We start from the raw sequence: 14,837 nt of genomic DNA on the forward strand, positions 1-14,837 counted from the left end.
GACAATGTTCAGACTTGGCTGGTTCTTGGGTAACGGCTTCGGTATGCAGCCGTGGTACGGCAACTGGGCTGGGCGGGCGATGACGGATTGGACCCAACCGGGTCTCTACGTGGATCTCACGACGTCACTCGAGCGCGCCGGTTTCGATCTTCTCTTCATCGAGGACACGTCGATGGTCGAGGACACGTTCGGGGAGTCGATGGAGACCACTCTCAAGTACGGGCTGATGGCGCCGAAAAATGATCCGATCCCGTTGGTGCCGTTGCTCACCGCAGCCACCGAACACATCGGCGTCGTGGCCACGATGTCGACGATCCAGTATCCGCCGTTCCTCGCGGCCCGCTCGATGGTGACCCTCGACCACCTGACACAAGGCCGGGTGGGCATCAACGTGGTGACCTCGGTGACGCACCGGGTGGCGCAGAACTTCGGCTACGACAAGCACTTCGCGCATGCCGAGCGGTACGCGATGGCCGAGGAGTGGATGGAGGTCGTGAGTCTGTTGTGGGATTCCTGGGAGCCCGGCGCCCTGGTGCACGACCAGGAGACGCCGAAGTATGCCGATCACACCAAGGTCCACACCATCGACTTCGAAGGCAAGTACTTCAGTTGCCGTGGTCCGCTCAACACCATTCCGGGTCCGCAACGCCGGCCCGTGGTCGCTCAGGCCGGAAACTCCACGCCGGGCCGGGAATTGGCCGCGAAGCAGGCAGACACCATGCTGGCACTGGCCAAATCGCCCGCCGAGATGAAGGCCCTGCGCCAGGACATGGACACCCGGCTCATCAAACACGGCCGTAAACCCCAAGACTTGAAGATCCTGTTCATGGCGACCCCGTACCTCGGCGACACCGACAGCGAGGCGCAGGAACGATTCAACAGGTTCAATGCCGCGAAGAAGGACCCGGACAACATCGAAAAGCGGCTCTGGTACTTGTCCTACGTCAGCGGTGGTGTTGTCGATTACGCCAAGTACGACCTCGACAGCCCCGTGCCTCAAGAAGTCGGCAATGGTGAGACGACCACCGCGAAGGCCTGGCTCGAAGGCTCCAAGGAGCTCACCCTGCGCGACCTCGCCGAAGGCCCGTCCAATTACGGCATGGAGTTCATCGGATCGGCCGACACCATGGCCGGCGAGATGGCCGAGGTCATGGAAGAGGCCGGCGGCGACGGATTCCTCATGTACCCGGACGTCACGAGGCGCTCGATCATGGAGGTGTGCGACGGTCTCGCTCCTGCGCTCCGCAAGCGTGGTGTCATCCGTGATGGGTACGCTCACAAAACCTTCCGAGATAATCTGCTCGATTTCTGACCCTCCCCTCATCGGTCACCGTCGACCGACTGCGCCTCTCCCAATTCCCAGTTCGAGGAGCTGACGACCATGTCAACAGCCGTGACCACCATGACTGAGTCCACGACCGACGTACCGACACCTGCGAGCCTGCTGAACGTCAGTGGACTCACGATCACCTACCCGACCCCTACCGGATCGTTCACGGCGGTGGACAACTTCTCGCTGACCATGCAACCCGGCAAGCGAGTCGCGATAGTGGGCGAGTCGGGATCGGGAAAGACCAATGCCTGCATGGCAATCGCCGGTTTCCTGGCGGCCGAGGCGAATGTCACTGCCGACGCCCTGAGTTTCGAGGGTCGTGATCTGTTGGTCCGCAAGAAGCTGGCGATCCCGGAACGCATCGAAGGGGTCTCGGTGGTCTTCCAGGACGCCATGACCTCCTTGGATCCCGTCTGGACCATCGGTAGCCAACTCGTCGCGGTGATCCGCAACAACGAGAAGATCACCCGGAAGAAGGCGAAAGAGTCGGCGGCGGAATGGCTCCGAAAGGTCGGGCTGACCGATACCGAGCGCGTCTTCGCGGCCCGGCCTTATGAACTGTCCGGCGGTATGCGGCAGCGCGTCATGATCGCGATCGCGCTGTGCGGGAAACCGCGACTGCTCATCGCCGACGAACCCACCAGTGCCCTCGACGCCACCCTGTCGAAAGAGCTGATGCATCTGCTGGTCGGGCTGACCGAGGAACTGGGGACCGCACTGCTGATGATCAGCCACGACATCGCGTTGTGTCAGGCCTTCACCGACTGGACGGTCGTGATGCACCGCGGGGTCGCGGTCGAAGAGGGTCCGTCGGCGACGTTGGCCCAGCGGGCCGAGCATCCCTACACCCAGGGACTCATCTCGTGCATCCCCACGCTCGACAACGCGAGCTGGGACCGGTTGCCCACGATGCACAAGGAGTCGGCATGACCGCCTTGACGACCATCCAGTTCACCTCGGCCACCAAGCGCTTCGCGGGCCGCGGCAACAACATCCATACGGCGGTCGATGCGGTGGACCTGCTGATCACCGCGGAGAGTCGCATCGGGATCGTCGGGGAGTCGGGCTCTGGAAAGTCGACGATGGTCCGGATGATGGTGGGCCTGGAGGGTCCCAGCGAGGGCAGCGTCGAGTTCCGTGGCCGTTCCATCTCCGCACTGGGACGCGGCGACATGCGTCAGTTCCGCCGAGAGGTCCAGCTCGTCGCCCAGGACACGTCCTCCTCGTTCGACCCGCGCCGCACCCTGCGCGATTCCATTCGTCGTCCGGTGCTCGAGCTGCTCGGGTTGAAGGGATCGGCGGCGGATGACGCCGTGGATGCCACCGTGCATTCGCTCGATCTCGATCCGTCTCTCACACAGCGGTTTCCACACCAGGTGTCCGGTGGCCAGCGCCAACGTTTTGCCATCGCCCGGGCGTTGGTGGTCAACCCCAAGATCATCATCTGCGACGAGGCGGTATCTGCGCTCGACGTGTCCGTGCAGGGATCGGTCTTGAACCTGCTCAAGCAACACTGCGAAAACAACGAGGCGGGACTGGTATTCGTGTCCCATGGTCTGCCGGCGACCGCGTTCATCTCGGAGGAACTGATTGTCATGTACCAGGGCAACATCGTCGAGCGGGGCCGCACCGAAGACGTGATCTTCTCCAGCACCCACGAATACACCCGCACCCTGATCGACGCCTATCGGACGACGTCGGACACGCCGCACAAGCCCGGGCCGCGACTGACAAAGGTGACCGCATGAAAGCGATCTGGCGCCGACAGAGCTGGTGGATCAAGCGATTGGCGATGTTGCCGGTGCACCTGTTCATCTTTGCGATCGTGGTGTTCTTTCTCGTCCGGCTGGTCCCCGGCGATCCGGTCCGGGTCATCTCGGGCGGCCAGACGATGACACCCGAGCAATACGACGCCGCCCGGGAATCGTTGGGACTGACCGGCAGTGTGTTCACCCAGCTCACCACATTCCTCGGGAACGTCGGCACCGGAGACTTCGGGGAATCGATCATCAACGGCGCCGGCGTCATGGACGAGATGAAACGCCGTCTACCCGAGACGGTGGAGCTGGCATTGCTCGCGATGATCGTGGCGTCCGTGCTCACTCTCGTGCTCGGATTCTTCGTGGTGCTACGTCCTCGCAATGTGGTGTCGCGGGTCATCGCCGGGTACGCGCGCGCCGCCGGTGCGATCCCCGACTTCTGCCTCGGGGTGCTCGGTATCTTCGTCTTCTACTCGGTACTGCACTGGGCGCCCGCCCCGATCGGCCGCTACGACACCATGCTCAACCCGCCGCCGCAGGTGACCGGATTCCCGCTCCTCGACGCCGCGTTGTCGAGTGACACCGTGTTGCTCACATCAATGGCCGGTCACCTCTGGCTGCCGGTGGCGGTACTCGTCATCGCCTACGCGCCGATGTTGCTCAAGCTGTTCATCCGATCTGTGGGTCAGGCGAAGGACGCGCAGGCAACGAAGTTCCGTATCGCGTCCGGAGCGTCGAATCGAATGGTGATGACGAGCATCGCCCGTCGTGGACTGCCGTCGACGATCGCGATGTTCGGAACCATCTTCGGTTTCATGCTCGGTGGTGCGGTGGTCGTCGAGCAGCTCTTCGCGCTGCCCGGTATGGGCGAGTATGCCGTCCAGGCCGTGACCCGGTCCGATTTTGTTGCACTGCAGGGCTTCCTGTTGATCGTCGCGGCAGTGTCGCTGCTCATATTCTTTTTTGTCGACGTGGTCAACATGATGCTCGACCCCCGACGCCGTCCCGGCGTCGTCACCGAAGGGAGCTGAGCCCGATGACCATCACCCCCGAATCAACCCACGCCGAGCCCACCGGCACGCCGATCCCGAACGAGCCGGCCGGAACGGACACCCCGGATCTGCAGCGCAGGCGATTTCACCTACCGCTGATCGGTTATCTCACGCTGCTGCCTGCGGTCGTGCTGGTGATCGTCGCCATCATCGGTCCGTGGATCATCCCGTACAGCGCGACGGAGGTGGTCGCAAAACCCGATCTGTCGCCCGGTACCGATGGACACTGGTTCGGAACGGACTCGGCGGGCATGGACGTGTTCTCACGGACCGTCGCGGCGACCCAGAACAATCTGTTGATCGGCGTTCTCACCACACTCGCCGCGACCGGTGTCGGAGTGCTGCTCGGACTGCTCGTCGGCATGAACGAATCGCGCTCCGGACCGATCGGGTGGCTCAGCCGCGGGGTCTCGCGGGCGATCGACCTCATCCAGGCCATACCGGCGATCATCATCGGACTGGTGCTGATCGCCTTCTTCGGTGCCACCATTCCGTCGCTCGTTTTTGCGCTGTCGGTGATCCTGATGCCCAATCAAGCTCGGCTGGTGCGAACGGAAGTACTCCGGGTCCGCGGCGAGGCGTACCTCGATGCGGCACGTATTTCAGGCGAGTCGGAGTTCGCGGTGATCCTTCGTCACGTGTTGCCCAATTCATCCTGGCCCGCGCTGGAAAACGCCTCGCTGGTGTTCGGGTCGGCGATCATCCTGTCCGCAGGCCTGGGATTCCTGGGCGTCGGCCTCAATCCACCCACACCGGAGTGGGGGTCCATGATCGCGGCCGGTGCACCGGCTGCCGCGGTCGGACGATGGTGGCCGGCTATGTTCCCGGCCATTGCTCTGGCGCTCACGGTGTTCGCCGTGACCGCCGTCGGTCAGCGCTTTTTCAACGACGAACGCTGACGCAAGTCCCTCAATCCCCCTGTGATCCAAGGAGAAGTCTGTCACCATGAACACCACACGTTCCGGACGGCCCCGGCCGACCCATCGCCCCAGAACACGGGTCACCGTGTTCGTGGCAGCGCTGTCCGCGCTGATCCTGATGATCGCGAGTTGCTCGTCGTCATCGAATAACTCCGGGGGCTCCGGAGGGGACGGCGAGACGCTCACCCTGGTCACCCCGGACACCGGTATCACCTGGTCGCTCGACAACGGATTCGGTGGGTATGAGCAGGCCAACAACTTGCACGCGACGCTCGTGCGAAAGCCGTACAGCGACAGCCCGCAGGGCAAGGGAGTTCAGCAGCAGGACGTGTACACCTACGACCCGTATCTTGCCGAGAGTTACACGACGAGTGAAGACGGACTGACATATACCTTCAAGCTGAAGGAGGCGAAAAGCGCCGCCGGCAACACTCTCAGCGCAGACGACGTCATCTGGTCCTTCGATCGAAAGTTTGCCTCCCCCAAATCCGTTGTGCCGGGCGTGATGGCGCCGTCGATCACCGATCCCGCCAGCCAGATCAAGAAGATCGATGACCGAACGGTGTCGTTCACGCTCCCGAACGCCGGCTTGGGCACGACATTCCTGGCGCTCATGTCCGACCTGTGCGGGCAGATCTTCGACAGCACACTCCTCAAAGAGCATGTGACCCCGGAGGATCCGTACGCGGTCACCTGGACAGTGGACAACCCGAACTACGGATTCGGGCCGTATGAGGTCACCGACTATCAGCCGGGTACGTCTGTGGTGATGACCGCCCGCGACGACTTCGTCGGTACACCGCCGCCGATCAAGACGATCAACGTGCGGATCGTCGCTGATCCCGGTACCCGTGCGAACGCGGTGAAGAACGGTGACGCGCATCTGGCGGAGAACATCACCCCGGCAGATTCGTCGTCGCTCGAGTCCGATCCGAACGTGACGGTGCCGGTGGTAGAGAACCCCAACACATTCATCATGATGCCTCTCGTGACGAACAAGGCGCCGTTCGACAATCCTGTTGTGCGCCAGGCAATGGCCTACGCAACTCCGTATGACCAGATCATCGACAATGTCTATCGCGGTCTGGCGAAGCGCGAAGGGCCCGGATTCCTGCTCACCGACGCGCCCAACTACGACGGCTCGGGATTCCCGCCGTACACCTACGATCCGGAGAAGGCGAAAGCGCTTCTGGCCTCGGCCGGGTTGGGTGGCGGTGTGTCGTTCACCATGGCGGTGAGCGCAGCCGAACCTGACATGATGGAGTCGGCGATCCAGATCCAAACCGCCGCCAAAGCAGCCGGTTTCACCATCGACCTCGATGAGATGCCGGCGTCGGAGTTCTCTGATCAGCGCAGCAACCACACGTCGCAGGCGTTCATCCTGCGGGACTACGCGATCACGTTGACCCCGCCGTACGAGTTGCTGGTGTACACGGCGCAGGATTCGAGCAACAACTTCGCCGACTGGGAATACCCGCCGTTCTACGACGCGCTCGCAGCCGGAAATGCGCTGCCCGATGCCCTTTCCCCGGAAGCGGGCAAAGCCTGGAACGCTGCCGAGAAGATCTACCTCGAGCAGTCGCCCATCGTGTTCATCGGACAGGTCCAGCCGAATGCATTGGTGTCGAGCAAGGTCGGCGGATACGCCTGGCGTTCGGACAACTGGGTAGATTACGCAAATCTGAAGTTCGTCGAGTAACCCGGACCGGTCACAGGCCGGGCCGCCGACGAGCATCAGCTCGTGGGCGGCCCGGTTTCCTTGCACTGCAATGCCGGCGCGACGGCGCCGCCATGCGTTCCAGGGTTGCGGCTGACCTGAATCCGGATCTGTGTCAGCGAGCCGGCGAGCGAAACGAAACCATGTCCGCCCGGTAGTGCGCATAGGCGTACTCGTGGACGTTTCCGTCGACATCCGAGAGCACCTGATCCCGAACCAGAAGCACAGCACCCGGCGCGATGTTCAGAATCCGGGCGGTGCGCTCATCGGCTCCGACGGCGTCGATGCACGTCTCCATCCGCCCGAACGGACGGCTGTAGACGGTCTCGAAGGTCTGCGCGATGCCGTCCACGTCGGGATTGTGGACCGGGGGATGCGCGTTCGGATTGATCTGGAACGCGACGAGCGTACCGATCGGCACCCCGCCGTTGCTGATCACGTAGTCGATCATCCGCAAACTGTCACTGTCCGTCGGCATCCGGCTACGGATCAGGTGATGCGCCGGGATGGCGTGATCTCCGATCATCCGGTATTCGAGGGGTCCGCTCGACGGGTTACCGATGATGTCCTCGACGGGCAACTGAAGCGGTCTTCCACGCACGACGGTCCCCATCCGGCGCTGCCTGCTCACGAGACCTTCGTCTGCCAGCATCTGCAATGCCGATCGGACAGCCGCGCGCGTGGAGTCCAAGTTCTCGATCAGCGATTCTTCGCTCAGTGACTCACCTGCATTCAGGACACCGCTTTTGATCGACGAGCGAAGCAGCTGATGTACGACACGCGCAGACCGTTGCCGGGTCCCGGCCGATCCGCCGACCGAGCGGGGGTGACGGGTGGGTGCAAGGTGGGATAGCTGTGTCATGGCGTTCCTCGATGTGCGTCGACAATCATGGGAAGGGCACGCGCACGGTGCGCATACTCGCCACAACGTTCGGCGCTGAGCGCAGGTGGCGGAGAAGGTACTCAGGTGGAGTACGTCACTAGTAGTCACTGTTGATTGTAGTCCGATAGACCCACACTGCTCGGGGTGAACGTGTGACGTCCGACAAGCTGCCAGGCAACGGTGGCGGCGCCCGACCCTCCCTGCTGCCGGTCGCTTTGCGCCTGTGTCCGCGGCCGTCACACCTCGCCGGTAGTCTCGCAGCGTGGCTCTATACCGGACTTATCGCCCTGCGACGTTTGCCGAGGTCGTCGGACAGGAGCATGTCACCGAGCCGCTGGGCCGTGCGCTGAACTCGGGACGCATCAATCACGCGTACTTGTTCTCCGGACCGCGCGGTTGCGGTAAGACGTCGTCGGCCCGCATCCTCGCGCGTTCACTCAACTGCGAGCAGGGCCCGACCTCGACGCCATGCGGGGTGTGCTCGTCCTGCGTCGCGCTGGCACCGGGCGGTCCGGGCAACATGGACGTCATCGAGCTCGACGCCGCGAGCCACGGTGGTGTCGACGACACTCGCGAACTACGGGACCAGGCCTTTTACGCGCCTGCCGAGTCGCGGTATCGGGTGTTCATCATCGATGAGGCCCACATGGTCAGCCCCGCCGGATTCAATGCCCTCCTCAAGATCGTCGAAGAGCCGCCCGAGCATCTCATCTTCGTATTCGCGACCACAGAACCGGAGAAGGTGCTCGCGACGATCCGCTCGCGGACCCACCACTATCCCTTCCGGCTGCTCGCACCGACGGTGATGCGGGGTCTCCTCGAGAACATCTGTGCCAGCGAACAGGTCAAGGTCGAGCCGACGGTCTTCCCACTGGTGATCAGGGCGGGCGGGGGTTCGCCCCGTGACTCGCTCAGCGTGCTTGATCAATTACTCGCCGGAGCAGGACCAGAGGGTGTCACCTATCAGCGCGCACTCATGCTCCTCGGTGTCACCGATGTCGCGCTGATCGACAACGCGGTCAACGCGCTCGCCGACCACGACGGCGCCGTGCTGTTCGGAACGGTCGAGTCGGTGGTCGACGCAGGCCATGATCCCCGCCGCTTCGCCGTCGACCTGCTCGAGCGACTCCGCGATCTGATCTTGATGCAGGCCGTCCCCGATGCCGCCGAGCGCGGTCTGGTGGAGGCACCCGACGACCAGGTCGAGAGGATGAAGGCCCAGGTGGCTGGGCTCGCACCCGGCACGTTGGCCCGGTTTGCCGAGACCGTGCACGCGGCGCTCGGCGAGATGCGGGGCACCACCTCGCCGAGGCTTTTGCTCGAGGTGATGTGCGCCCGCATGCTGCTACCCGCAGCGAGCGACTCGGAATCTGCGGTGCTGCAACGTATCGAGCGCATCGAGGCCCAGTCGGCCGGCGGCGCGCCGATACCGTCGGCAGGGGTGGCGAAGGCCGGGGGGCCCGCGCCCCTCCAGGCGTCGGCACCTGCGCCCGCGGACGATCCAGCCGCCAAGTTCGTTCGCCCGTCCCAGCGCAAGCCCCTGGAAGACAAGCCGCACGAGGACAAGGCCCAGGCATCCGAGGCCGATCCGGTCCCGTCGCCTGCGCCCACCCCGGAACCGGCTCGCACTCCTGAACCGACGCGCACTCCTGAACCGGCGCGCACTCCCGAACCGGCTCCCACTCCAGAACCGTTGTCGACGCCTGCGCCGGCTCCCACTCCCGAACCGGTCCCGACACCTGAACCGGAACCTGCTCCAGAACCCGAGCCCACCCCGGAGCCCGTCCCGGCACCGGCCGACGCCGACGCGCCGGTCGCGGCATCGGAACCCGACATCCCACTGCCGCCGGAACCGGAGTACGAACCGGAGCCTGCGCTCGAGCCCGATCCCGAACCGGTCGCCGCCCCACCGGTGCCCCCTGCCACAGACGGGCCGGATCTGGCTGCGGTGCAGGCCAAGTGGCAGGAGGTCCGCACTGCGGTCCGGACCGCCAACAAGGTCACCGAGGTGATGTTGTCGGGTGCGTCGGTGCGCGGTGTCGACGGCAGCACCCTGATCCTGAGTCATGAATCAGCGCCACTGGTCGAGCGGTTGAGTTCGAAACACGCGGTCGACGTCATCACCTCTGCGCTCCACTATGTCTTCGGTGGAACCTGGCAGGTGTCGGTGCATTCCGCGTCGTCGCTGCCCGCCGAACCCAAGCCGGCTGCTGCGACTCCCACCAAGGCCCGCAAACCCGAGGCGAAGCAACCCTACGTTCGCCCCAGCCGGGGTGGGGGTGCTGCCTCGAATGCCGGAGACAGCGAACCACCCGAACCGGAGCCTGAACCGGAACCTCTTCCGCCGGAGCCCGAACCCGTCAGCGATGAAGACCTCACCGACGACGAGCGAGACGAGATGATCGCCACCGCACGCGATTCCAAGCCGGACCCGCGGCAGGATCCCGAGCAGATCGCCATTGCGCTGCTGGCGACCGAGTTGGGCGCGAAGCCGCTGCTCTAGCGGTTCGCCTACTGAACGTCGGTGAAGGTAATGCGCACCGAGACCGGGTCACTCTGCAGAGCCCGGAACGAGGCAGCGGTCAATGATGCGAACACCGGGTTGGGCGCGAAGGTCCGTACCCGCGTGGCGACGTCGTCGTCGTGAACGAATTCGGCTGTGCCGCTTCGCCACTGTCGTCCCTGCTTGATACGTACCGTCCGATTGGCGTTGATGTTGTTCGCCCATCCGGACCGGTTGCCGTGCTGGCTGATCACCCATGCCCCGGTCTCGTCGAAGGCTGCAGACACGGGGACGCTGCGGCGCTGCCCGGTTCGGCGCCCGATCGTCTCGAGTTCGGTGGCGAAACTCGTGGTGATGCCGGCCCGCGTCAGCGCGCCCACCATCGGATTCGCGATGTACCGGCCGACGGCGCGCTCGATCCGGAACTTGCGAACAGCCTTCTTGTCTGAGACGCCGATGTGCCCGCGCTGACTGCGAAAGGCGTCGATCCCGTTGCGTCGGACGGTGGTGAGCGCTGTGCGCCACAGTGGTCGGTGCGGATCAGGGTCGCCACCGGCGCCCATCGTATGCAGCTGATCGGTGTGCCACTGCAGATCCAGGGCGCCATTGAGGGCTTTGACCTGCGCGGTGCCGGTGAGGCGCCGCGGCAGTGGGACTGATCGGTGCGTGGTCGGCAGCGTCGCCGAGGTATCCGCCAGAACGCCCTGTGCCGCGTTGGGGGCCAGGGCTGTCGGGCGTCCGAGACCGACTACGTCGCAGGCGCCCGAGGCGATGGCTTCGGCCATGCCGGTGTGCGTGCGGAAGCCACCGGTCACGGCCAGTGGTACGTCTGCCGCGACTTCGCGGATCGTCTCGGCGTAGTCGAGAAAGTAGGCCTCGCGAGCACGGGTTCGCGCCGATACCGCCGGCCGACCCATCATCGCCGGTGATTCGTAACTGCCACCGCTGATCTCGATGAGGTCGATTCTCTCGGCGGCGATCATCTCGACCACCGTGCGTGACTCCTCTTCCGAGAAGCCGCCGCGTTGGAAATCGGCAGAGTTCAGTTTGATGCCGACGGCAAAGCCAGGACCGACGGCTTCGCGGACCCGCCGGATGATCTCCAGGACGAACCGTGCGCGGTTCGCCGTTGATCCACCCCAGCGGTCGGATCGCTTGTTGGCCAGGGGTGAGAGGAACTGGGAGATGAGATAGCCGTGAGCGCCGTGGATCTGGACGCCGTCGAACCCCGCGACCTCGGCGATACCGGCCGAAATAGCGAACCGCTCGATGATGTCGCGGATCTCGGTGTCGGTCAGCTCGCGGGGAGTGGGGATGCCCGGGATATCCAGTTTGACGGCCGACGGGGCGACGGTCGGACCGTCGGTGGTGATCGGATTGGCCTGCCGACCAGGGTGGTTGAGCTGCATCCAGATCGGGGAGCCGCCGTCCTGGGCTGTCTTGGCCCAGCGCTGGAATGCGTCGAGTTCGCTGTCGTTCTCGAGGACGACGTTGCCCGGTTCGCCGAGATACCGTCGATCGACCATCACGTTCCCGGTGACTATCAGTCCGTAATCACCAGCCGCCCAGCGTGCATAGAGGCGTTCGAGGCGGACATCTGGCCCGTGGTGGGCAGTGCCGAGTCCCTCGCTCAGCGCCGACTTCATGACCCGGTTGGGAAGGATCTGTCCGCACGGCAGATTCAGCGGCGTCGACAACGACACGGTCTTCGGCATGATTGTGGTGCTCCATCCGTGGGCGTAGATCAATCGTTCTACTGTGGTGGCCACGGTAGTAGAACGAATGGTCTATGACAAGGCCCTGGCCCACAAACACACCTGAAACGGTCAAACCCACCTGTTTGCAACAGGTGGGTTTGACCGGAACTGCTGGGTTTGTGGGACTAAGCGTTCCACCACGGGCGCAGCGGCAGGTCGCCGTTGCCGCCCTTGTCGTCGAGCTTGACCGCGAGCACCTGATGCAGCTGGATGATGTTGCGGTCGAAGCCCAGTCGACATGCCGCCATGTACAGGCCCCACAGGCGGGCGGTACCTTCACCGACTTCATCAAGGGCCCCGTCCCAGTTCGCCACCAGGTTTTTGTTCCAGTCGCGCAGGGTCATCGCGTAGTGCTCGCGCAGGTTCTCCTCGTGCACCACCTCCATCGACCCGATGTCTTGGATCGCGGTGATGATGGTGCCTGATCCCGTGAGCTCCCCGTCGGGGAACACGTAGCGGTCGATGAACGGGCCGGCTTTACCGCGGCTCCGGTTGTCTGGCCGAGTGATGCAGTGGTTCAACAGAATTCCGCCATCGCGCAACTTCGCGCGGATGAACTTGAAGTACGAGCGGTAGTTGTGGATGCCGATGTGCTCGGTCAGGCCGATCGACGACACGGCGTCGAACCCGGTTTCGGTGATGTCGCGGTAATCGCTGTGCCGCACTTCGGCGAACTCGCCCAGGCCCTGGTCGATGATCGCCTGCTGCGCCCATTCGGCCTGCTCGGCGGACAAGGTGACACCGATCACGTGGACTCCGCGGCGAGCGGCGTAACGGACCATCGAACCCCAGCCGCAACCGATGTCGAGCAGTCGGTCGCCGGGCTTGAGCTTCAGCTTCTCGAAGATGAGCCGGTACTTGTTCTCCTGTGCTTCTTCCAGCGTCGCTTCGCGATTCGGGTAGCACGCGCAGGTGTAGGTCATCGACGAACCGAGAACGTACTCGTAGAAGGTGTTCGAGACGTCGTAGTGGTAGTGGATTGCCTCCGCGTCGCGGGATTTGCTGTGTCGAAGACCTTCCGCGATGCGGCGCCACCGGGGCAGCTGCTCCTGCGGCGGCGGGGCGATCGGCTTGAAGTGTTCGAGGCCGATCGACCGCGTGATCTGCGCCATCATCCGTGCGGACGGCCGATGGAAGCTGATGTCCTCGGACAGGGCATGCAGTGCATCGTAGGGGTCGCCGCCGTGGGCGCCGTGGAGCAGCAGGTCTCCGGAGATGTAAGCGCGCGCGAGCCCGAGATCGCCGGGAGCTGTTGCGAGATAGGTCAATCCCCGGGGGGTCAGCAGCTCGACCCCGAATTCGGCGTCTACCGGTCCCGCGGAACTACCGTCGTACGCGGTCACCCGCACTTTGAGGTCCCCACCGGCGACCGCCTCGACGACCTCGGCGAGGCTGAGTTTCGGGCCGACCACCGACGTGGGGGAGAGTTCGCCTTCTTTGAATGTGGTCACTGACGTTGCACCGCCTTTGCGTAGAGGTCGAGGAGTCGCGACCCGGGATCGTAGTGTTTCTTCAGGAGGCGGTAGGGCTCGCCGCCGTAGAGTTCGTCGAACTCCTCTTCGCTGTAGAACGATTCGGAGTAGAGAGATTTGTGGCCGTCGAGTTCGGAGACCTTGATCTCGATCTGCCGATTGGCGTAACCGTCGGGTTTGTCGGCCCGCTTGGGCACCGCCGACCAGAACCCGATGTTGACGTACGTACGGTGCGGTTCCAGGGGATACAGGGGCCATGGCCGATTCGAGTCGGCGCCGGCCGGCGAAGGGTCGCGCAGCCGAAGCGGGCACAACCAGATCGGCTCGATGGGAATGTTCTCCAGGAACCAGGCCGTGAACTCCGCCGCCCGCTCGATGGGAACCTCGATGTCCTGGACCACCCGCTCGCCCGGCGGTTCGCCCTTGCGGGCATTGAGCTTGTCGCCGATGTCGAAACGGTGGTCGAGCGCGATGAGCTTCCAGTAGAAACTGCTGCGCAACAGTTGTTTTGGCCAGAATCGGCGAACTCGGGGATTCTGGGCGCCGAACGCACGTGAGCACCAGAACCAATCCGTGTCCCAGCGCCACAGGTAGTCGGCGATGGTGAGCCGGTCACGCAGCGGAGTCGAATCGGCGCCGTGCTGCATGGAGCGGTAGAAGATCTGGTCGCCGGTGTAATCGCTGACCGGACCTGCATCCGCGCTCTGCCGACCGAGGACAAGGTAACTCTCCGTTGCCGAGAAGACCACGCCGTCAAGGTAATCGACGCGCTCACCTTGGTAATGCGGGTCGTCGACGATCTGATTCATGGTCTCTTGCAGGGTCTGCAGGTCGGAGAACCGCACGTGACGGAGCTCGACGAACGGTGCGACCTCCTCCAGTTCGATCTTCAGTCTGGTGGAATAACCCAGGGTGCCGTACGAGTTCGCGAATCCGAAGAAGAGGTCGGAGTTCTCGCTCGTCGCCGAGGTGGTGACGATCTCGCCCGCGCCGGTGAGGATGTCGATCTCGAGGACCGATTCGTGCGGCAAACCGTTGCGGAAAGAGGTCGACTCGATCCCGAGGCCCGTCACCGCGCCGCCCAGGGTGATCGTCTTGAGCTGCGGCACCACTTTCGGGGCGAGGCCGTACTTGAGCGTGGTCGCCACCAGCTCCTCGTAGGTGCACATGCCGGCGACGTCGGCCGTGCGGGCTCCGGCGTCGACCGAGATCACTCGATCGAGACCCGATACATCGAGGCCGGGGAACGGATTCTTGGCGCGTTTGCGGAACAGATTCGAGGTTTTCTTCGCCAGACGAACCCGCCCCTCCGCGGGTATCGCACGGTAACTGGCCAGCAAGTTCGCCACGCCCTGATCGAACACGTCGCGACCTGATTCGACCCCTCTTACCTTCGGCACAGGTAAGAGCCTAGGACTACCGTCCAGTACTTGCCACTTC

General features: G+C 64.0%; 11 protein-coding genes. 7 read left to right on the forward strand and 4 right to left on the reverse strand.

Annotation, left to right across the window (positions count from 1 at the left end; genetic code table 11):
• Positions 1 to 4 precede the first annotated feature (4 nt).
• The 6 genes from BFL43_RS12530 to BFL43_RS12555 all read left to right on the forward strand — a co-directional run bounded on the left by BFL43_RS12530 (position 5) and on the right by BFL43_RS12555 (position 6,764).
• Positions 5 to 1,312, forward strand: coding sequence for an NtaA/DmoA family FMN-dependent monooxygenase (locus tag BFL43_RS12530; protein WP_084892870.1), 1,308 nt, complete (start codon positions 5 to 7; stop codon positions 1,310 to 1,312).
• Positions 1,313 to 1,381: 69 nt separating this feature from the next.
• A complete protein-coding gene (locus tag BFL43_RS12535) occupies positions 1,382 to 2,263 on the forward strand; it encodes an ABC transporter ATP-binding protein (protein WP_084892871.1) in 882 nt (293 codons plus the stop codon).
• Complete coding sequence (locus BFL43_RS12540) at positions 2,260 to 3,081, forward strand: ATP-binding cassette domain-containing protein (protein WP_084892872.1); 822 nt, start codon at positions 2,260 to 2,262, stop codon at positions 3,079 to 3,081. The genes BFL43_RS12535 and BFL43_RS12540 overlap by 4 nt, the downstream gene beginning before the upstream one ends.
• A complete protein-coding gene (locus tag BFL43_RS12545; protein WP_084892873.1) occupies positions 3,078 to 4,124 on the forward strand; it encodes an ABC transporter permease in 1,047 nt (348 codons plus the stop codon). The genes BFL43_RS12540 and BFL43_RS12545 overlap by 4 nt, the downstream gene beginning before the upstream one ends.
• A 5-nt stretch (positions 4,125 to 4,129) precedes the next feature.
• Positions 4,130 to 5,044 (forward strand): ABC transporter permease, encoded by a 915-nt coding sequence (locus BFL43_RS12550; protein WP_084892874.1) that lies wholly within the window; start codon positions 4,130 to 4,132, stop codon positions 5,042 to 5,044.
• 46 nt (positions 5,045 to 5,090) lie between these two features.
• Positions 5,091 to 6,764 carry an ABC transporter substrate-binding protein gene (locus tag BFL43_RS12555; protein WP_084892875.1) on the forward strand — a complete coding sequence of 558 codons (1,674 nt, stop codon included), beginning with the start codon at positions 5,091 to 5,093 and terminating at the stop codon, positions 6,762 to 6,764.
• A 133-nt stretch (positions 6,765 to 6,897) separates the two neighbouring features.
• On the opposite strand, the gene BFL43_RS12560 is transcribed toward BFL43_RS12555, so the two are convergent.
• Positions 6,898 to 7,644, reverse strand: a complete 747-nt coding sequence (locus tag BFL43_RS12560) for a GntR family transcriptional regulator (protein ID WP_084892876.1) — start codon at positions 7,642 to 7,644, stop codon at positions 6,898 to 6,900.
• A 283-nt stretch (positions 7,645 to 7,927) separates the two neighbouring features.
• Here BFL43_RS12560 and BFL43_RS12565 point away from each other — a divergent pair, with 283 nt between their 5' ends.
• A complete protein-coding gene (locus BFL43_RS12565) occupies positions 7,928 to 10,168 on the forward strand; it encodes a DNA polymerase III subunit gamma and tau (RefSeq protein WP_084892877.1) in 2,241 nt (746 codons plus the stop codon).
• Between the two features lie 8 nt (positions 10,169 to 10,176).
• Here BFL43_RS12565 and BFL43_RS12570 read toward each other — a convergent pair whose 3' ends face one another.
• From BFL43_RS12570 to BFL43_RS12580, 3 genes are all read right to left on the reverse strand, one after another.
• Positions 10,177 to 11,883, reverse strand: a complete 1,707-nt coding sequence (locus BFL43_RS12570) for a nitroreductase family deazaflavin-dependent oxidoreductase (RefSeq protein ID WP_084892902.1) — start codon at positions 11,881 to 11,883, stop codon at positions 10,177 to 10,179.
• A 167-nt stretch (positions 11,884 to 12,050) separates the two neighbouring features.
• A complete protein-coding gene (locus tag BFL43_RS12575; protein WP_084892878.1) occupies positions 12,051 to 13,376 on the reverse strand; it encodes a class I SAM-dependent methyltransferase in 1,326 nt (441 codons plus the stop codon).
• Positions 13,373 to 14,797: an FAD-binding oxidoreductase gene (locus BFL43_RS12580; RefSeq protein WP_240498224.1), complete on the reverse strand. Its 1,425-nt coding sequence runs from the start codon at positions 14,795 to 14,797 to the stop codon at positions 13,373 to 13,375. Before BFL43_RS12580 ends, BFL43_RS12575 begins: the two co-directional genes overlap by 4 nt.
• Positions 14,798 to 14,837 lie beyond the last annotated feature (40 nt).

Origin of the sequence: Williamsia sp. 1135 (assembly GCF_002095395.1) — a bacterium.
GTDB lineage: Bacteria > Actinomycetota > Actinomycetes > Mycobacteriales > Mycobacteriaceae > Williamsia.

What these genes read in the sequence shown, in the direction of transcription:
- BFL43_RS12530 (WP_084892870.1), top strand. Translation starts at nt 5, where the DNA reads ATGTTCAGACTTGGCTGGTTCTTGGGTAACGGCTTCGGTATGCAGCCG.
- BFL43_RS12535 (WP_084892871.1), top strand. Translation starts at nt 1,382, where the DNA reads ATGTCAACAGCCGTGACCACCATGACTGAGTCCACGACCGACGTACCG.
- BFL43_RS12540 (WP_084892872.1), top strand. Translation starts at nt 2,260, where the DNA reads ATGACCGCCTTGACGACCATCCAGTTCACCTCGGCCACCAAGCGCTTC.
- BFL43_RS12545 (WP_084892873.1), top strand. Translation starts at nt 3,078, where the DNA reads ATGAAAGCGATCTGGCGCCGACAGAGCTGGTGGATCAAGCGATTGGCG.
- BFL43_RS12550 (WP_084892874.1), top strand. Translation starts at nt 4,130, where the DNA reads ATGACCATCACCCCCGAATCAACCCACGCCGAGCCCACCGGCACGCCG.
- BFL43_RS12555 (WP_084892875.1), top strand. Translation starts at nt 5,091, where the DNA reads ATGAACACCACACGTTCCGGACGGCCCCGGCCGACCCATCGCCCCAGA.
- BFL43_RS12560 (WP_084892876.1), bottom strand. Translation starts at nt 7,644, where the DNA reads ATGACACAGCTATCCCACCTTGCACCCACCCGTCACCCCCGCTCGGTC.
- BFL43_RS12570 (WP_084892902.1), bottom strand. Translation starts at nt 11,883, where the DNA reads ATGCCGAAGACCGTGTCGTTGTCGACGCCGCTGAATCTGCCGTGCGGA.